An 18,688-nucleotide genomic window follows, 5' to 3' on the forward strand; every position below is an offset into this window, starting at 1 on the left:
AGCCTCAGGCAGGCCAAGTTTCAATGTAACCATGAGCACCGGCGTCAGCACATCGACAGATAAAAACATTGTCGACCGATCGCGCAGTCACCGTAACCGGGCTGTGTCGAAGGCCGTGCGGCAAACGCGCGAACGCCTGCAAAGCGGCCATAGCCGCAATTTCGACCGCGAACTGATGATGATGCACATCGACACCTTACGGCAGAGTGCTGCCGTCGTGCCGATCTTCGTTATCGTGGTCGCCGTTCTCGGCGTCTACCTCACACATGATGCCGGCATTCTCTTCTGGACTATTCCGATCCTGACGGCCCATGCCATCAACATGCTGATCGGACGGCGCGCCAAGAAGCAGGAAATGTCGGCCGAAAGCGCCAGAAAGTGGCGACAGCTGCTCTTGCTGGGGCAATTGCTCGTCGGCTTCTGCTGGGCGCTCTTCACGATGCAAAATTGTGCGACCTGCGGTGGCGACAGTTTCGCCTTCTACAAAGGGACGACGCTGCTTGCGGCGATCTGCATCACGGCCATGTCCAGCTTCATGTTGCCGCGGGCTGTTCCATTTTCCTTCGCACCGGCGACCGTCGCACTGGCCGTGGCCGCGATCCTCACGCGAAGACCCTCCGATATCGCCCTCACCGCAGCCATTTCGGTTGCCGTGATATTCTTCAGCTTCATCACCAACCGCATGTATCAATCGAACCTAAAGATCCTCTCCTTCCAATCGGAGAAGGACGATCTGATTGCCGAGCTGGAAGTCGCGAAGTCGATGTCGGATGAAGCGCGCCGGCGTGCCGAGGAAGCAAACCTTGCCAAATCGCGCTTTCTTGCTTCCATGTCGCATGAGCTTAGAACGCCGCTGAATGCGATCCTCGGCTTTTCCGAGGTCATGTCGGCGGAGGTCATGGGGCCGCTCAACAATCCGACCTATCGCGAATACACCAGTGATATTCATCGATCCGGCCAGCACCTGCTCAACCTGATCAACGAAATCCTCGATCTCTCGCGCATCGAGGCCGGCAAATACGAGCTGAACGAGGAAGCGATTTCCCTCCTCGATATTGCTGAGGATTGCATCGGCATGGTGCAGTTGCGCGCCCGCGCCAAAAACATTTCGATCTCATCGCAATTCGAAGCGCAGCTGCCCTCGGTCTGGGCCGATGAGAAATCGATGCGCCAGGTGATCCTTAATCTCCTGTCGAATGCGGTGAAATTCACGCCGCAAGGCGGCGAGATCAGCGTCAAGGTTGGCTGGACGGCCGGCGGCGGCGAATATGTCGCGATCAAGGATAACGGTCCGGGCATTCCCGAAGAGGAGATCCCGATTGTCCTGTCCGCCTTTGGTCAGGGCTCCATCGCCATCAAGAGCGCCGAACAGGGCACTGGCCTTGGTCTGCCGATCGTACAGGCCATTCTCGCCAAGCATGACGGTCAGTTCATGCTGAAATCAAAGCTGCGGGAAGGCACGGAGGTCATTGCCATATTGCCGCCCAAGCGCGTGCTGCAAAGCCTGCCGGCGGTTGAGGATGCGCCGCTCGCCGAACGGCGCAAGAAGAGCTTCGCTTAAACGCGGCTCGGGTCCGCTAGACGCGCCAGCTTTTCACGGCATCTCTGAACCGCACTATCTCTTTGTTGTCTCGCAATTCCGGACGGAAGACCGCTACGCACTTTTCTTGGAATTGCTTTAGCGAAACAACAGATGGCTGCCGATGACATAAAGAAGGTAGATGCCGGACGCGACCAGCATGCAGAGAACGGCAAACGAGCCGAGGTCCTTGGCATGTTTGCCGACATTGGAAATCTCCGGCGAGATCCGGTCGATCACCTCTTCCACCGCCGTATTCATGGCCTCAACTGCGAAGACGGCGAGGAACAACACCATGGCGATCACAATCTCGCCGATGGTCGCGCCGACCGCAATCAACAGGATCAGTCCCACCCCGGCAAAAAGCAGCTCCTGGCGAAAGGCCGATTCCTGCAACAGCCGCTGAAATCCGCCCCAGGAGTAGCCTGCAGCGGCGAAAAAATGCCGAATTCCGGTCTCCTTGTTGACCGCAGATTTTGAAAACTCAGCCATTCGCGCTCCGCCCGTAGTGTCCCGGTTGCAATCTGGATGCCTTGCGAATACCGCCTCACCGTGGGCGAAGCAAGGCGACGCCGCTCGCCGCCTTCAAAATTCATTGCAGATTTATGACGAGAAACCGATCATCTACAGGAAATTGAGGCGGCGAAACGCTTATTTCAACGTCTCGCCGCCAAGTTTTCAGTGCTTGTTCGTAACCCCGGCGCTTTCGAACGTCGCCATGCCCGAATGGCAGGCGGCTGCAGCCTTGACGATGCCGGCGGCCAGTGCGGCCCCCGTACCCTCACCAAGCCGCATGCCGAGCGCCAGAAGCGGTGTCTTTCCGAGCTTCTCGATGGCGCGGAGATGACCTGGCTCGGCCGAGACGTGCCCGATCAGGCAATGGTCGAGCGCAGAGGGATTGGCGGCCTTGAGAATGGAAGCGGCAGCCGTCGCGACATAACCGTCGATGATAACAGGGATCCGTTCCATGCGTGCGGCGAGAATTGCGCCGGCCATCGCCGCGATCTCGCGGCCGCCGAGGCGGCGCAGGATTTCCAGCGGATCGTTGAGATGATCGCGATGCAGCGCCACCGCCTTCTCGACGGCAGCGATCTTGCGCTTCAGCATCTCACCTTCCGAGCCGGTGCCTGGGCCAACCCAGTCTTCGGCCTTGCCGCCATAGAGCGCGTAATGAATGGCCGCGGCGATCGTGGTGTTGCCGATGCCCATTTCGCCGATGCAGAGCAAATCTGTACCGCCGGCAATCGCCTCCATGCCAAAGGCCATGGTCGCGGCACAGTCGCGCTCGCTCAATGCCGGTTCTTCGGTGATATCGCCCGTTGGGAAATCGAGGGCGAGGTCGAAGACCTTGAGGCCGAGATCGTAGGCAACGCAGATCTGGTTGATCGCGGCTCCGCCGGCTGCGAAGTTTTCCACCATCTGCTGGGTTACGGAAGGCGGAAACGGCGTAATTCCCTGCTTGGTGACGCCGTGATTGCCGGCAAAGATCGCCACCAGCGGCCGGGTCACGGCCGGCGCACGACCGGTCCAGGCGGCCAGCCAGAAAGCGATTTCTTCCAGTCTTCCAAGCGCGCCGGGCGGCTTGGTGAGCTGCGCATCACGTTCGCGCGCGGCCACGAGCGCCCGGGCATCCGGGCCTGGAAGGTCGCGCAGCAATGCGCGGAAATCGTCGAATGGGAGGCCGCTGACGCTCATGAATGCGTTCCTTGTCTTTTGGTCTCAAATCGGGTTCTTTGCGTGCGACTCTATTAGTCCTGGGAATCGGCGTGAACAACTCCAAAAGCGCCCGATGCTGTCGCGCGCATGGCGGGGAGAGGAAGAAATGCGGGAATATATGCGTGACATCGCGCGCGCCGTCGCTTTCTTGAGCCGCGTTCCCGTGCCGTCGTCCTTCTTTGAAGGCCATGACGGCAAGCTCTCGCGCGTTTCACGCGCTTTTCCCGTTGCTGGCCTGCTGATCGCCCTACCCTCGGCGCTGACGTTCAGCGTGCTACTCGCCCTCAGCGCCGATCCGTTGATGGCCGCATTGCTGGCGCTTGCCGTGCAGACGATCCTGACCGGCGCCCTCCATGAAGACGGGCTCAGCGACACGGCGGACGGATTGGGCGGCGGCAAGGATCGCGAGCGCGCGCTCGAAATCATGAAGGATAGCCGCATCGGCACTTATGGGGCGGCAGCGTTGATACTGTCGTTCGGATTGCGGGCGGCGGCACTTGCAGCCATCGCCCGGCATCTGCCGCCTGAGGACGCCGCTGTCGCAATTCTCGCCGCGGCCACCTTGAGCCGCGGTGCCATGGTCTGGCATTGGTACGCCCTGCCATCCGCGAAACCAGATGGGATCGCGGCATCGGCAGGCAAGCCGGATGGCGATGCCATGCAGCTGGCACTGATTGCGACATTGGGCCTCGCGATACTGCTCGTCGGTCCCGCCATGGGCGTTCCGGCGTTGGTTGGCTGCCTTCTCACGACGAGCGCCGCGACATTTCTTGCCACAAGATATGTCCGTCAGAAAGTGACCGGCCATACGGGCGATACGATCGGCGCGACTCAGCAGATTTGCGAGATCGCTTCCCTCTGTACCCTTGCCATGTGCATTTGAAGCATCGATATATGATCCCATGCTGACACCTTGCATCCTCGTCTGTTCCATCGACCAGAATACCGGCTATTGCTTCGGCTGCGGCCGCACGTCGGCTGAAATCGGCGCGTGGATGAGCTATAGCGACGACGAGCGCCGTCAGATCATGGAAGTGCTTCCGGAGCGCCTGACCAAGGTCGAGCGCAAGCCGCGCCGGGAGACTCGCCGCCAAAGGATGGCACGGGAGCGCAGCGCCGTATGAACCGCCTGAACATCGTTCTCGCCATTCTCGGCATCGGCCTCGCACTGCTCATCTTCAACAACAACACTGGCTCCACCTTCGGCATGCGCAACGACGACTTCGCGCGTGTCGTCTATCTCCTGCCGATCGCTCTGATGATGAGCGCTGCGGTGTGGGCGAGCCGGCATACGGTCAGCCAGTCGATCCGCAATCTGCTGATCTGGTTCGTCATCATCATGGCGCTCGCGACCGCCTATATCTATCGCTACGATGCCCAACAGGTCGGCAATCGCGTCTTCGCCGGCCTTATGCCCGGCCACGCCGTTGTCGTCACGACGAGCGAAGGCGGTCAGGAAGTCATCCTTCACAAGCGCTCGAACGGGCATTTCGAAGCACGGGTCATGATCAATGGCCAGCCGATCGACATGCTGATCGACACCGGCGCCAGCACCATCGCCTTATCGCAAGAGGACGCCGAGCGCGTCGGCATCATTCCGGAAAACCTCACCTATTCGCAGACAGTGTTGACCGCCAACGGTCGCGCCAGGGCGGCTCCCGTGGAACTTGGCTCCGTGGCAATCGGCCCGATCAAGCGCAGGGATGTCGAGGCGAGCGTGGCCGAAGCGGGCAAGCTTGATCAGAGCCTGCTCGGCATGAGCTTTCTCGAAACCCTGGGGTCGATGCAGATGCAAACCGACGAGCTTCGGCTGCGTGATTGATGAACCGAACGCGATAGTTCGGTTGGGAGCGAAGCATTCGCCGGTCTCTTCGCTCTAAAAGACGGCATGTCCAAACCTTATAAGAGTGAATACGATGACGCCGGCAAGACCTAACCTGACGACCGAACTGCTTCTCCTCCTCGCCCTCGCCACCTGCTGGGGTGCCTCCTACACCTTCATCCGCATCGGCGTAGCAACCATCCCGCCGGTCACACTGATAGCGGCCCGCACCTTGATCGCCGGCCTTGTCCTGCTTGTGATTATTCGCTGGCGTGGTCTGAACCTGCCGCGCGACGCCGCCACCTGGAAGCGCTTCCTCATTCAATCCTGCCTCAACAGCGCCATCCCTTTCACGCTGATCGCCTGGGCGGAACAGACTGTCGATGCCGGCCTTGCGACCATATTGAATTCCACGACGCCGATTTTCGCCTTTCTGATTGCCGCCTTCCTGTTGCGCAGCGAACCGTTGACGGGCCGCAAGCTTTTCGGCGTGATTGCTGGCATGGCCGGTATCTGCCTGATCATCGGCCTCGATGCGCTGCATGGAATGGGCCGCCAGCTGCTGCCGCAGCTCGCCGTCGTCGCGGCATCGATCTGCTATGCCTGCGCCGCACTGTTCGGCCGAAATTTCAAGGGGCTGGACCCGATGATGCCGGCAGCCGGCTCGTTGCTTTGCGGTGCCGCTCTCCTGATCCCAGCAAGCCTGATTGTCGAACATCCCTGGCAGATTGCGCCGTCGACAGCCTCAATCCTGGCCCTGCTCGGCCTGTCGGTCGTCTCCACCGCGCTTGCCTTCAGCATCTATTTCCGGCTTATCCAGACCCTCGGCTCGGTCGGCACGACGGCACAAGCCTATCTCCGCGTCCCGATCGGCGTCACCATCGGCGTCGTCTTCCTTGGCGAACCTCTGTCTCCGACCGCAGCCATAGGTCTTGTCTGTGTCGTGGCTGGCGTCATGGCCATGACCATCGCCCCACGCAAGCGGATCGCAGCCGGATGAAATCCCCGTTCATCGGCTTGCATGGGACAATCAGATCAGAACGGACAAGTCGTCCCATGCAAAAATGAAATTGTCGGAACGCCAGACCGGACCCGGATCCGTGTACCGACCGATCAATTGCCCTCCGAGCGCACGATAAAAGGCAATCGCCGATTCATTGCCGACGACCACACCAAGCGCCGCACCCGAATAGCCCATGGATAAAAGTTCCCGCGCCAATTCTCGCATCAGACGACGGCCAAGTCCCTGGCGTTTGATGGAAGCATCGATATAGAGCGACTTAATCTCGCCTCGCCCCTTGAATATGGCATCGGACGGCGCGTTGATCGCGCCGATACCGACAAGCCGCCCGCCCTGCTCAGCCAAAAGCACGCGCTGATCCCGACGGGGATTTGCGAGTATATCCGCCCACCGCAAACGGCGGAAATCCTCGTCGAGAGCCTGATAAATCTCAGCAGACACCAGGTCGCGATAGGTGTCGCACCAGATCGCGCGATGCAGCCTCGCCATCTCGGCGACATCATTGGCAAGAGCAGGCCTGATCGTAATTTCCATCGTCACCCTACACTCCCCTGGACAGTGCCGCGCAGAGCGCCAACAAGATAGAGCGAGCCCGTCACCAGGATCCAGCCGCCGACCTCCGCAGCTTTCGCGACGGCATGATGAAGCGCTTTCTGCGGGTTGGGCTCGCCTTCGCAGGCCATACCCATCGAGATCGCCAATGCCTCCAGCTCCGTCGCCGCATGGGCGCGGCCCGATCCGGACGCTTCTGTAAAGACCGCATGGGCCACATATCGCGAGAGCACGTTCAAGAAGCCGGGAGCATCCTTGTCGGATGCAAGTGCGACAACCGCGATGCAATCGCCGCTGACGCTGGACGAGCGCGTGATATCGCGCAGGACTGCTTCGATATTGAATGGCACATGCGCGCCATCCATGATGACGGGCAAGCTCTGTCGCCCGCTTCGAAGCGTGGGTGGTAGGGCAAGGTCGAAGCGCTCCATCCGTCCCGGCAGCCGCGCCTTGTCGATAACGGCCGGTTCGAGCAGCCACGCGCCGACCGGCTGCCCTTTTTTGCTCGCTGTCTGCACGCTCTCGCCTTGTCGTCCCAGATGATCGAACACAAGGCCGGCCAGCGAGATATTCGTCTCAGCAATCGTCGCATCTTCGGGAAGATCGGTTCGCAGGACCTGGCAGCCAAGCTCATCGGCACGCTGCTGCAAGACCTTTCCCGCGGCATCGTCGATAGCAAGCGTGGTGGCAAGCGTGGCGCCGGACTTCAATATGCCGACCTTCTCACCCGCGATCGCCTCGCGCGTGACCCCAAGAATTTCCGTGTGCTCCAGCCCGATATTCGTGACGATGGCAACTTCGCCGAAGACGACATTGGTGGAATCCAACCTGCCGCCAAGGCCGACCTCGATGACGGCCCAGTCCAAGCCGACCTCTTTGAACACGAGGAATGCAGCGGCCGTAATCACATCGAACCAGGTCGCATCTTCACCCGCCGTCGCGGCCTGCTTTGCGCCCTCGTAGCCATCCAGAACCTGCATGATCGCCGCCGCCAGCGCATCATCCTCGACTTCCTGGCCAAGAATACTGACACGCTCGTTCACCCGGTCGACATGCGGTGATGCGTAGCGACCGACGCGCCAGCCGGCCCGCAGTAATCCCGCTTCGAGGAGCGCTGAAACCGATCCCTTGCCCTTGGTGCCGGCAACGTGGATGGCGCGAAAGCTGCGATGCGGATTGCCCAGGCGCTGCATGAGGTCGAGCATCGGCTCAAGACCGACCCGCATCTCCCCGCGCGGCTTGCGCTCCCAGTTGGTCAGCTGGTCGAGCCGGGAGAGTGCTTGGGGCAGCGAGGGATTGAGATGAGCCTGCGACATTGGATGCTTTCCTGGACCATTTTGTTGCGGCTGCAAAAGCCACGGGCCTTCTTAAGCTCGCCAGGCTAGCACCGCCATCAATTTCTCAAACGATATCCTGTGCGGAAAATCCATCCCAGGATGACCAGACAGACGACGAGGAAAAGCGTGATCATGGCAAGGCTCAAGCCAGGATTGACATCTGCGATGCCGTAGAAGCTCCAGCGGAAACCACTGACCAGATATAGGACCGGATTGAGATGGCTGACCGCCTGCCAGAAGGGCGGCAGCATGTTGATCGAATAGAAGCTGCCGCCGAGGAAGGTCAGCGGCGGCACGACCAGCATCGGGATGAGGTTCAGCTGCTCGAAATTTCCGGCCCAGATGCCGATCATGAAGCCGAACAGGCTGAAGGTGACTGCCGTCAGCACGAAGAACAGGATCATCATAAACGGATGCTCAATCCTGATTTCGACGAAGAAACTTGCCGTGGCGAGAATGATCAGGCCAATCAGCATCCCCTTGGTCGCCGCCGCGCCCACATAACCGAGCACGATCTCGGTCATGGCGACAGGCGCCGATAGCACCTCGTAGATGGTACCGGTGAACTTCGGGAAGTAGATGCCGAAGGAACCGTTGCTGATGCACTGCCCAAGCAAGGTCAGCATGATCAGGCCGGGCGTGATGAACGCCCCATAGGAAACGCCCTCGACCAGATTGATGCGCGAACCGATCGCGGCACCGAAGACGATGAAATAGAGCGATGTGGAAATGACTGGTGAGACGACGCTCTGCAGCAGAGTGCGGCGCGTGCGGGCCATTTCGAACGAATAGATAGACTTGATCGCTTCGAAGTTCATTTGCCTGTCTCCACCAGCGATACGAAAATATCCTCGAGCGAACTCTGGCGCGTCGAAAGATCCTTGAAGTGAATTCCCTCGGCAGCGAGTTTCGACAGCAGAGCCGCGATGCTCGACTGCTCGTGCTGTGCATCGAAATCATAAATGAGCGTCAGGCCGTTCGGCCCTAGCGAAAGCCCGTTGCCGTCGAGGGACTGCGGTACGGCGTGGAGTGGCTCGTTCAGATCGAGAATGAGCTGCTTGCGGCCCAGCTTGGCCATCAGTGCCTTCTTCTCCTCCACAAGCAGCAGCTCGCCGCCATTGATGACGCCGACGCGATCGGCAGCCTCCTCGGCCTCTTCGATGTAATGCGTCGTCAAAATGATGGTCACGCCGGATGCGCGCAGGCGCTCGACTACATGCCACATGTCCTTGCGCAACGTCACGTCGACACCGGCCGTCGGCTCGTCGAGGAAGAGGATCTCCGGCTCATGCGACAGCGCCTTGGCGATGAGCACGCGCCGCTTCATGCCGCCGGAAAGCTGGCGAAGCATGTTGTCTTTCTTCTCCCAGAGCGAGAGATCGCGCAAGATCCTCTCTATATATTCGGGGTTCGGCTTCTTGCCGTGAAGCCCGCGCGAGAAACTTACCGTATTCCAGACGGTTTCGAACTGATCGGTGGTCAACTCCTGCGGCACGAGACCGATGAGGCTGCGCGTGGCGCGGAAATCGCGCACGACGTCATAACCGCCCACGGTCACGGACCCACCGCTTGGATTGGCAATCCCGCAGACGATGGAAATCAGCGTCGTCTTGCCCGCGCCATTCGGCCCCAGCAGCGCCAGGATTTCGCCCCGCTCGATATCGAGATCAATGCCCTTCAGCGCCTGGAATCCGTTGGCATAGGTTTTCGTAAGATTGCGTATGGAAATGATCGCAGCCATAGTCAGGCAAAGTCCGGCTTTTGTGATGAATTTCGCGGCGTTTGCCCGCTATATAGCCGGTCTTGGGCTTTTACCACCCCACGGTAGTGAAACACAGCGTTCGTCTAAGCGGAATAAGCTGTCATCAAATCGTGACCTTCGTCGGGCATATAGCTCCTTAGGTGAGCAACGTTTGTCGCAACTCCGCCCAACGCCTCTTGGCGACACCGTCAGCGCCTGTTGTATTGGCCGATTTATTGCCTTCGCATTCATATTGCGTGCATCATCATTGCAACATGAAGTTCTTTTCTGGAGCCGGCGAGGATTCCCCGTCGTTGCCATGCTCCGCTCAAGCCGGCTCAGCCGGCTTTTTTCTTTTTGCCAGCTTACGATCTGGAAAACGACCGCTACCAGTTGCCATTGACGCCGCAGCCCGCCGGCGGCAGCGTCTTGTGCTCGAAGCGTGCCTTCAGCATCGCACAACCCTTGTCGCGAATGGGTCCGGGCATCATGGAGTTGAGACCGATGCCGACTTCATCGAACGGATCGTCGGCATAGGCGACATAAACGTACCAGCGGCCGCCGATGACGATAATGATGGCAATCAGTGCAGCAAGGAGCGCCCTTCCCAGGCTTTTCTTTCGTCTTGGTACGTCTTCCATGAACCCCTCTCTGGCACCCAATGCGCGCAGTTGAGCGCGATTCCGTCGAAAGGTAAATCAGCTTTCCCGTTTGACAAGTGTAGATGCTGTTCCGGCAAAGGGCCAATCAAAGGCTGCAATAGCGCCGGCCGCCCTTTCGGTCCCTGAGGTCGAAATGAAAGTGGTTCCAGTGCTCCGGATTGCTGCCCGGACCAAGCACGGTATCGAAATAGCGGCAGCTGTCGCTGCGTACCGCCTTGAGCAACCGCCCTTCCCGGAAGGAAAACAAACCCTTCTTCCGCACGTCGATCACATGGCCATTCTTCAGGATGAAGGTGCCGACATCGATCGCATTGCCATGCGCATGTTCCGACATCGGATTATAGCGTTGCCGGCTATTGTTCATCCGCCGGCAGGAATAGCCGCCGAGCGGTACGATCGTGCCGATGCCGGTCCAGTAGCGCGTGCGTGCGGCTGGAGCGAGTTCGTTCTTCACCCATTTGGCGAAGGCAAGCGTCACCTGGCAATTCAAAGTCACCGCCGGTCGGACGGCGATATTGCCGGAAAGGCCGCTCAGCGAAACCGGATAGGGAACCTGACATGCAGGACCGTTCGAGATCGCCGGCTTGTCGGTATAGACGACGCCCATGCGCTGCAATTCCTGGCGGCAGGCGATTTCCGAAGGCGGCATCATCCCAGGTGTTGATTGCGGCGCTTCGAACTGCTGATCGAGGCGCGGTATCGGATTTTCGACACGGGGCAGCATCGCAACCTGCGTTCCCGGCAACTGCCTCGGTATCCGCGACTGATTGAGCTCGGCCTGCGCGGCCGGGCGCTGCACGACCGAACGGTTGGTCTGTACCGGCGCATCGGTGCCGATGCCGTCGACCACGGGCTGGTCGGACTGACCTTCGGCAATGTTCTGCTGCTCCTCCTGCGCCAATCCGACCACCGAGGCGGATTGCGCCTCCTCACTTGGACCGACGCCAAGCTCGGCGTCCATGTTGACGCCCTGGGAGGGAATATCCGACTGCTGCGCTAAGCCGGCTTCGACATCCGTCGTGGTCACCGCCTCACCCGTTCCGCTGGAACGAACGGGACCGCCGCTTTTGTAATTGCTCGACGCGGAAACGACGGGATCCTGTACCCCTTGGTAGGCGAATTGCCTTTGCGGCACGCTGCGATGCGGCTTGATCGAGCCGACGCGCGAGGAGCTGTCGATGCCAGAAGGCGGCACGAGGCTATCTGCCGTACAGGCGACCAGCGCCGACGACAACAGCAATGGCAGCGCGACCCGCCGTAGAATGGGTAAAATGGCCATAGTCCTGATCCGCTGCCCCAGCCACGGTCGGTAACGATTACAAATCCTAAATGGGAAGGGTGAACGAAAGCTTACCGCAGGGGTCCCGCTGTTTTACAACGGTACCGCGTGAGCATGGAATCGCCTGAAGCAAAGCGCGTGACCCACATGAGTCCTCCATGGAAATGCCAGCATGGCTTTTCCATCGCGGCAGGATTGCATAGGCTGATTGCCGGAATCGACCGTGAACAGGAGCAGAAGAATGAATGACAGCGTCAAACCGAGAGGCGAGCTGACATTGCGCACGCTCGCCATGCCCGCCGACGCCAATCCTGCCGGCGATATTTTCGGCGGCTGGGTCATGGCGCAGATGGATTTGGCAAGCGGCATCCGCGCAGCCGAGCGGGCGCGTGGACGCGTGGTCACGGCAGCGGTCAAGGAGATGGCCTTCGAACTGCCGGTCAAGATCGGCGATACGTTGAGCGTCTTCACCGATATCGAACGCGTCGGCCGTACCTCGATCACGCTGAGCGTCGAAGCATGGGCACACCGCGCCCGTTATAACAGCCTGGAGAAAGTCACGGCTGCGACCTTCATCATGGTCGCGCTCGATGAAAGCGGCTTGCCGAAGGCTGTACCAGAGGAGAGCTGACGCGATGGATTCCGCGCACACACCGGAAGTCTACGTCTATATCAGGACGGTCATGAGCATGGTGATCGGCCTTTCGCTCGCCCAGCTTCTGACCCGGCTTGCCGGATTCGTGCAGGCGCCGGGCAAGAACAAGATTTATCTCGTCCATATCGGCTGGGTATTGTCCATGTTCCTTTTCATCATCCATTTCTGGTGGTGGGAGTATCGGCTGCAATCCATCGCGCAGATCAATTTCGGCGTCTACCTCTTTCTCATCTGCTTCTGCTGCCTCTTCTATTTCCTCTGCGTATTGCTCAATCCGCCCTCGGTCGAGGACTATGGCGGCTTCGAGGAATATTTCATCTCCCGCCGCCATTGGTTCTTCGGCCTGCTCGCCGTCACCTACGCCGTCGATCTCATCGACACATTGCTGAAGGGAGAGGCCTATTTTCGTTCTCTCGGCTGGGAATATCCAATACGCAATGTCGTTTATGTCATCCTGTGCATCATTGCCTCGATCACCGCCAACCGGCGCTTCCAGGCGGCATTCGTGATCGTCGGGCTGATCTATCAGATCACATGGATCTTCCGCCTCTACGACGTGCTTCCGGTATAGCGATCCCATCGTCCGGGGGCATTAAATCCACTGCTATTTGGGTTCCTGCGATCCCTTGACCAATACATCGCCATATTGTTCAGATCGATTACGGTCTGGGACGCAGGTGGGAGACTGAAGCCTTGAAGACAAAGAGCTACGCATTGGGGTTGGCGCTCGCTCTTTCGCTACCCTGGCTTGCTCACGCCGAGGATCCCGCCCCTGGCCCCGCCAATACGAAGATCGACCTGAAATACTGGGTGGAATTCGCAAAACAGGGCAACGCGGCGGCCCAATATGGTCTCGGCTATCGCTACGCCAATGGTGAGGGCGTAGAGCAGGATGATGCTGAGGCCGTCGATTGGTATCGAAAATCGGCGGACCAAGGCAATGCGCAGGCCCAATATGCATTGGCCTACATGTATGCCAGCGGCCGGGGCGTCGACACCGATCTGAAACAGGCAAATGACTGGTATTTGAAGGCGGCGCAAAACGGCAATGCCGATGCTCAATATGCCATCGGCTATTCCTATGCCAATGGCCGCGGTATGGCTGTCAGTAATGAAAACGCCGTCACCTGGTACCAGAAATCCGCCGCTCAGGGACAGGCGCAGGCGCAATATGCGCTCGGCTACATGTATGCCAATGGCCTCGGCGTGCATCAGGACGAGGCGATCGCACTCGGCTGGTATCGCAAAGCGGCCGACCAAGGCCGGCCCGATGCCCAGTACGCCATCGGCTATATGTACGATAACGGCCAAGGCACGGAAGAAAACCAGGAGCAGGCCGTCGCCTGGTATAAAAAGGCCGGCGACCAAGGAAGCGCGCAAGGCCTGTATGCGGTCGGCTATGCCTATGCCAATGGCAAGGGTGTCGAACGGAACGATGCCGAAGCCTATTCCTGGTATATGAAGGCAGCGATAAAAGGACGCGCTGACGCGCAATACGCCGTCGGCTACAGTCTTGCAAACGGGATAGGCGTCGCCAGGGACTACAGGCAGGCACTGCAATGGTATCGCAAAGCTGCCGATCAGGGCCGCCCCGACGCCCAATATGCCATCGGCTACCTCTATGCCAACGGCCAGGGCGTGAAGACCGACGATGACAGCGCGGCGAGATGGTATCGCAAGGCCGCCGAACAAGGCGACGCACAGGGTCAATATGCCCTCGCCTACATGTATGCGGCCGGCCGCGGCATTGGCAGGGACTATGGCAAGGCCTTTGACTGGTTCCAGAAAGCCGCCAGCCAGGGTCATGCTGACGCCCAATACGCACTTGGCTACATGTATGAAAACGGTCAGGGGACGACAGCTGACAAATCGGCCGCCGCAAGCTGGTACCGCAAGGCGGCCGACCAGAACAATTCACAGGGCGAATATGCCCTCGCCTACCTCTATTATCAGGGCGCCGGCGTTCCCAAGGACTATGGCCAAACGGTCGCTCTCTTTCGCAAAGCAGCCGATCACGGCGACGCCCGGGCGGAATACGGTCTTGGATATCTGTATTATAACGGCTATGGCGTGCCTAAGGACTCCAAGATTGGTGCGGACTGGTTCAACAAGGCGGCGGCTAAGGGATTGCCGGAAGCGCAGCATGGACTCAGCTACATGGAAGCCAATGGCGACGGTCCGATCAAGGATCTTGGACCGCTTGGACAAGGGGCCGCCGGCAAAAAGGGCTCGGGCGTCAGCACGGGCTGGCTCTTGTTTCATTTGCTGATGGTGCTCGTGCCTTAGAGCTCGGCATCTTATTCAACGAATTTCGATTGAGGGGTAAGTCGTGAATTGGAAGAAGGGGGCAGCAGGTTTGCTCTTCGCACTGGCGTCCATGGGAACGGCACAAGCCGATGTCGGACGAAACAGCTACGATCGCGGCGATATCAAATCGGGCTTGGATTACTGGCGCCCCCTGGCAAACAAGGGCAACGTTGCCGCACAGCTGAAGCTCGGACAAATGTACGAGGACGGCAACGGCGTCGAAAAGAATCTTACGCTCGCCCTCAGCTGGTACAAGAAGGCCGCCGATCAGGGCAATGCCGAAGCGCAGTTCAACGTCGGCACCATGTACGACCAGGGCGAAGGCGTCACCGCCGACAAGAGCCAAGCCATTGTCTGGTACAAGAAGGCTGCGGCACAGGGATACCTCAATGCACAATATAATCTCGGTGTCGTCTACGACACGGGCCAAGGCGTAGCGCAGGATAAGCCGCAGGCCTTTGCCTGGTACAGCAAGGCCGCCGAACAGGGCGATGCCGATGCGCAGTTCAATGTCGGCACCATGTACGACCAGGGCGAAGGCACGGACAAGGACAAGAGCAAGGCCGTCACCTGGTATCGCAAGGCGGCCGAGCAGGGAAAAGTCGAGGCGCAATACAATCTGGGCATCATGTATCGCGACGGCGAAGGCGTCGCCAAGGATGGCGCTGCGGCCTTCTCCTGGTTCAAGAAGGCCGCCGAACAGGGCGATGCGAGCGCGCAGTTCAATATCGGTGCAATGTATGCCGATGGCGACGGGATCAGGCAGGATGATGCTCAAGCAATCGTATGGTTTCTGAAAGCAGCGGCGCAGAATGATGTCGAAGCCGAATACAATCTCGGCGTCATGTTCCGCGATGGTGAAGGCGTCACCAAGAACGGTCCGAAGGCGATCTACTGGTTCGAGCGGGCAGCCGAACATCGCTATGCCGATGCCGCCTACAATCTAGCCATGATGTACCGTGACGGCGATGGCGTCGCTGCGGATGCGGGCAAGGCGGCCGAATGGTTCCGCAAGGCAAAGCGCCTGGGCTATGACGGCAACGCGGACGGCGAACAGGATGAGCCATCCGGCGAGCAAACCATTCCGATATGAATGAATGCGATGGACGATCGGTATCGCTGGGGCCCATCCGTCGCCTGCCTTCGCTCCCAGCGAATCGCAGCAAAACATGCTAATGCGCTCAACTTGAAGTGAGTGATGCGACGTGGTGGGCGTCGTGACACGCGCTAAGCCGGGGGGAACTATGAGTTTTGCTGCTTCCGATCATCAAATAAGCTCTCTGCCGCGTCGCCATTTTTGGCGGCGGCTTGGCGCCTACACGGTCGATATCGTCATTTTCCAGGTCGCTTTTACCCTGCTGTTTCTCGTGCTGTCGGCGGCCACGCCGTGGGACTTGACCTTGCCGCTTCTTCAGAAGCAACAATGCGAAGAAGCAACTTCGGCGCCTCTCGTTGCGAAAGTGGAGGCCGAATGGCCGCTGCAGCCAGGCGAAGTGAGGAGCAACCAGCTTTGCCGCATCTCCTGGCTGGGCAGCGATGGATACACGGTCTTCCTTTCAATCGTCGCATCGCAGCAGGGATCGGCCACATTGAAGCGCGCCTTTTCCATACCCGTCGACGGCAACGGCAATCCGGTCGATCCGAATATCGCCGCAAGGCCGACCTCGAGCGTCGTTCTGCTGTTCCTTCCCTTCGCCTTCGCCCTTTGCTCCATCGGCGGCAAGCGGACGCCAGGCAAGCGATTGACCTCGCTGCGCGTGACAACGGTGGAAGGCGACACCCTGCCCTTCGGGCTTGCCGCCAAACGGGAAATATTCAAGTTTCTGCCATTGATGCTGGTCGCCACAGTCAATCTGGTCGGCCTGTTTCTGCTGCCCTCATATCAGCCTCCGATCGATCAGCTAATTCAGCAGGCGCGCGATACCAACCTTCTCAGTGCCATCGGCTTCTTCGCCTTGACGGGAGCGTTGGCGCCGCTTCTGTTCGTATTCGCGCTCATCTGGTGGGCCTTCCCATTCATCGTGTGGCGCGGCCAGACTTTCTACGACCGCTTCTGTGACACCATCGTCATCAAGGCGTAACCATCAAAATCGGGGGGATTGCCTTGACGGACGAAGAGATGGAAGACTGTCGCCGCGCCAGGCCTGATTTGCTGCTTCTTCTTTTCAGAGGATAGATCGCCGTGAACCTGAAATATCTCATGCCCTCCTTTTCGCTTCTGCCGCCACTTCGCATGGTTTTGCTGGCCTCGGCGGTCGTGTTGCCGCTCTCTCCGCTTCCGATAGCGGCGACACCGGCAGAGGCCGCGCCAGGCTCGTGCTGGTCGCTGCTGCAGAGCAAATTTGGGCCGCAGATCGAGAAGTCGGTGAACGAGGCCGATCCCTGCAAGAAACTGCCCGGCGTCGATCATAAGGACAAGTTCGAGGTGAAGTCGCTCGATGTCTGCGACGGCCCGAACGGTGGCGTGCAGATCAATGCTCATGCCGAGATGGCCTGCAAATCGCATGGCGTATTGAAGACGACGATCAAGGGTGAACTCGATGCCTCCATGACGGTCGATGTCGGCGCATGCCACATCACCGACCTGCATCTCGGCATCAACGGCCCGATCGGCGAACTGATATCCTCGGTCGGCGGGCTGCAGGAGCTCGCCCGCGGCTTCGCCCAGGCCAAGATCTCGGAAATTTGCGGAAAATAAACGAAAGGGCCGGCGATATCAGCCGGCCCTCGCGACCTTGATGGCGAGTCTGTTCAGGCCCTTATGGCGCTATCCGCTTGGCCTTCATCCTTCCCGCCGAACCGAATACCCTTCTTCTCGAAGCCAAAGCCGGCGAAAACAGCAACGACCACGGCGACGATGCAGGCCACGATCAACAGCGCCAGCGCATAGTCGCCGTTCCATTGCTTGGCCAGCCCCGCCTGGATCGAGGCATTGCCCGAAGCCAGCAGATTGCCGAGCTGATAGGCAAATCCGGGGAAGGTGCCGCGCACCTCATCCGGCGACAATTCGTTGAGATGCACGGGAATGATGCCCCAGGCGCCCTGGACGAACAGCTGCATCAGGAAGGCGCCGATTGCGAGCATGACCGGCCCCTGACCCCAGACCCAGAGCGGAGCGACGGGTATGGCCAGCAATGCCGCGATAACGATCGTCCGCCGCCTGCCCCAACGCTGCGACAGGGAACCGAAGGTCAGGCCGCCGACAATCGCACCGATATTGTAGACGATGGCGATGGCGCCGACCGTATAGGAATCATATTGCCGCTGGGTTTCCAGGAAGGTCGGATAGAGGTCCTGGGTGCCGTGACTGAAGAAATTGAACGCAGTCATCAAAAGCACTGCCCAGATGAACAGCGGAATATTCTCACGCAGGACGGTGAGGAACGGCCGTTGCGGCTTGGCCTGCCGCTGAAGGAAAGCCGGAGATTCCTCCACATTGCGCCTGATATAGAGCACCAGCAGCGCCGGCACCGCGCCGACGAAGAACATGCCGCGCCAGCCGATGATCGGGAACAGCAGAAAGAAGACGATCGAGGCGAGCAGATAGCCCGAGGGATAACCAGCCTGCAGGATACCGGACACAAGGCCGCGCGAGTCCTCGGGTATGGTTTCCATCACGAGCGACGCGCCGACACCCCACTCCCCGCCCATGGCGACGCCGAAGAGCGCGCGCAGCACGAGAAACATCGTCAAGCCGGTCGAAAAGCCGGTCAGGAATTCGAAGACGGAATAAAGCAGCACGTCGACCATCAGGGTCGCGCGCCGCCCGAAGCGGTCCGCCGCGAGCCCGAAGATCAGGGCGCCCACCGGCCGCATGGCAAGGGTGAGGAAGATCGCCACGGCAACCGCGGGGACATCCGTGTGAAATTCCTCGGCTATATGCTTGAGAACGAAAACCAAAATGAAGAAATCGAAAGCGTCCAACGTCCAGCCCAGATAGGCTGCGATCACGGTGTTTCGTTGCTGGGGGGACAGGGAACGTAAGCTATCCAATGCGGTCATCATGATCCTCCGACC

At 59.6% G+C, this 18,688-nt stretch carries 20 protein-coding genes; 11 read left to right on the forward strand and 9 right to left on the reverse strand.

The genetic code is table 11. The features are described from left to right. Positions 1–31 precede the first annotated feature (31 nt). Entirely contained in the window at positions 32–1,561 is a 1,530-nt protein-coding gene (locus JJQ51_RS23670; protein ID WP_113354589.1) for a sensor histidine kinase, read from the forward strand. Between the two features lie 117 nt (positions 1,562–1,678). Here the strand turns inward: JJQ51_RS23670 and JJQ51_RS23675 are convergent, their stop codons facing one another. After that, entirely contained in the window at positions 1,679–2,071 is a 393-nt protein-coding gene (locus tag JJQ51_RS23675; RefSeq protein WP_092716218.1) for a diacylglycerol kinase, read from the reverse strand. 186 nt (positions 2,072–2,257) lie between these two features. After that, positions 2,258–3,274, reverse strand: a complete 1,017-nt coding sequence (cobT, locus tag JJQ51_RS23680) for a nicotinate-nucleotide--dimethylbenzimidazole phosphoribosyltransferase (protein WP_152096072.1) — start codon at positions 3,272–3,274, stop codon at positions 2,258–2,260. Between the two features lie 127 nt (positions 3,275–3,401). Between cobT and JJQ51_RS23685 the strand changes: the two genes are divergently transcribed. From JJQ51_RS23685 to JJQ51_RS23700, 4 genes are all read left to right on the forward strand, one after another. Next, complete coding sequence (locus JJQ51_RS23685; protein WP_113354588.1) at positions 3,402–4,178, forward strand: adenosylcobinamide-GDP ribazoletransferase; 777 nt, start codon at positions 3,402–3,404, stop codon at positions 4,176–4,178. 19 nt (positions 4,179–4,197) lie between these two features. Then, positions 4,198–4,419 (forward strand): DUF1289 domain-containing protein, encoded by a 222-nt coding sequence (locus tag JJQ51_RS23690; protein WP_113354587.1) that lies wholly within the window; start codon positions 4,198–4,200, stop codon positions 4,417–4,419. Next, entirely contained in the window at positions 4,416–5,117 is a 702-nt protein-coding gene (locus tag JJQ51_RS23695; RefSeq protein ID WP_113354586.1) for a retropepsin-like aspartic protease family protein, read from the forward strand. The genes JJQ51_RS23690 and JJQ51_RS23695 overlap by 4 nt, the downstream gene beginning before the upstream one ends. 94 nt (positions 5,118–5,211) lie before the next feature. Continuing rightward, entirely contained in the window at positions 5,212–6,117 is a 906-nt protein-coding gene (locus tag JJQ51_RS23700; protein WP_113354585.1) for a DMT family transporter, read from the forward strand. Positions 6,118–6,147: 30 nt separating this feature from the next. On the opposite strand, the gene JJQ51_RS23705 is transcribed toward JJQ51_RS23700, so the two are convergent. The 6 genes from JJQ51_RS23705 to JJQ51_RS23730 all read right to left on the reverse strand — a co-directional run bounded on the left by JJQ51_RS23705 (position 6,148) and on the right by JJQ51_RS23730 (position 11,709). Next, positions 6,148–6,672: a GNAT family N-acetyltransferase gene (locus JJQ51_RS23705; RefSeq protein WP_113354584.1), complete on the reverse strand. Its 525-nt coding sequence runs from the start codon at positions 6,670–6,672 to the stop codon at positions 6,148–6,150. 2 nt (positions 6,673–6,674) lie between these two features. Continuing rightward, complete coding sequence (locus JJQ51_RS23710; protein WP_113354583.1) at positions 6,675–8,006, reverse strand: bifunctional folylpolyglutamate synthase/dihydrofolate synthase; 1,332 nt, start codon at positions 8,004–8,006, stop codon at positions 6,675–6,677. A gap of 77 nt (positions 8,007–8,083) precedes the next feature. Then, a complete protein-coding gene (locus JJQ51_RS23715) occupies positions 8,084–8,845 on the reverse strand; it encodes an ABC transporter permease (RefSeq protein WP_113333066.1) in 762 nt (253 codons plus the stop codon). Continuing rightward, positions 8,842–9,768, reverse strand: coding sequence for an ABC transporter ATP-binding protein (locus tag JJQ51_RS23720; protein WP_113354582.1), 927 nt, complete (start codon positions 9,766–9,768; stop codon positions 8,842–8,844). The genes JJQ51_RS23715 and JJQ51_RS23720 overlap by 4 nt, the downstream gene beginning before the upstream one ends. 386 nt (positions 9,769–10,154) lie before the next feature. Next, complete coding sequence (locus JJQ51_RS23725) at positions 10,155–10,409, reverse strand: hypothetical protein (RefSeq protein WP_113333064.1); 255 nt, start codon at positions 10,407–10,409, stop codon at positions 10,155–10,157. Positions 10,410–10,515: 106 nt separating this feature from the next. After that, positions 10,516–11,709, reverse strand: coding sequence for an extensin-like domain-containing protein (locus tag JJQ51_RS23730; protein ID WP_113354581.1), 1,194 nt, complete (start codon positions 11,707–11,709; stop codon positions 10,516–10,518). A gap of 241 nt (positions 11,710–11,950) precedes the next feature. On the opposite strand from JJQ51_RS23730, the gene JJQ51_RS23735 reads away from it, so the two are divergent. The 6 genes from JJQ51_RS23735 (at position 11,951) to JJQ51_RS23760 (ending at position 17,369) form a co-directional block, all read left to right on the forward strand. Beyond that, complete coding sequence (locus JJQ51_RS23735; RefSeq protein WP_069613114.1) at positions 11,951–12,340, forward strand: acyl-CoA thioesterase; 390 nt, start codon at positions 11,951–11,953, stop codon at positions 12,338–12,340. Between the two features lie 4 nt (positions 12,341–12,344). Continuing rightward, complete coding sequence (locus JJQ51_RS23740) at positions 12,345–12,935, forward strand: hypothetical protein (protein WP_269245375.1); 591 nt, start codon at positions 12,345–12,347, stop codon at positions 12,933–12,935. A gap of 122 nt (positions 12,936–13,057) precedes the next feature. Beyond that, positions 13,058–14,650, forward strand: a complete 1,593-nt coding sequence (locus tag JJQ51_RS23745; protein ID WP_145630955.1) for an SEL1-like repeat protein — start codon at positions 13,058–13,060, stop codon at positions 14,648–14,650. A 43-nt stretch (positions 14,651–14,693) separates the two neighbouring features. Next, positions 14,694–15,764 (forward strand): SEL1-like repeat protein, encoded by a 1,071-nt coding sequence (locus JJQ51_RS23750; RefSeq protein ID WP_269245376.1) that lies wholly within the window; start codon positions 14,694–14,696, stop codon positions 15,762–15,764. A 151-nt stretch (positions 15,765–15,915) separates the two neighbouring features. Beyond that, on the forward strand, positions 15,916–16,752 hold the full coding sequence (locus JJQ51_RS23755; protein WP_269245377.1) for an RDD family protein: 837 nt from the start codon (positions 15,916–15,918) through the stop codon (positions 16,750–16,752). Positions 16,753–16,853: 101 nt separating this feature from the next. Continuing rightward, positions 16,854–17,369 (forward strand): hypothetical protein, encoded by a 516-nt coding sequence (locus tag JJQ51_RS23760; RefSeq protein ID WP_145630949.1) that lies wholly within the window; start codon positions 16,854–16,856, stop codon positions 17,367–17,369. Between the two features lie 53 nt (positions 17,370–17,422). Here the strand turns inward: JJQ51_RS23760 and JJQ51_RS23765 are convergent, their stop codons facing one another. Beyond that, positions 17,423–18,673, reverse strand: a complete 1,251-nt coding sequence (locus JJQ51_RS23765) for an MFS transporter (protein WP_152092730.1) — start codon at positions 18,671–18,673, stop codon at positions 17,423–17,425. Between the last annotated feature and the right edge of the window lie 15 nt (positions 18,674–18,688).

Source organism: Rhizobium sp. AG207R (genome assembly GCF_027109195.1).
Lineage (GTDB): Bacteria > Pseudomonadota > Alphaproteobacteria > Rhizobiales > Rhizobiaceae > Rhizobium > Rhizobium dioscoreae.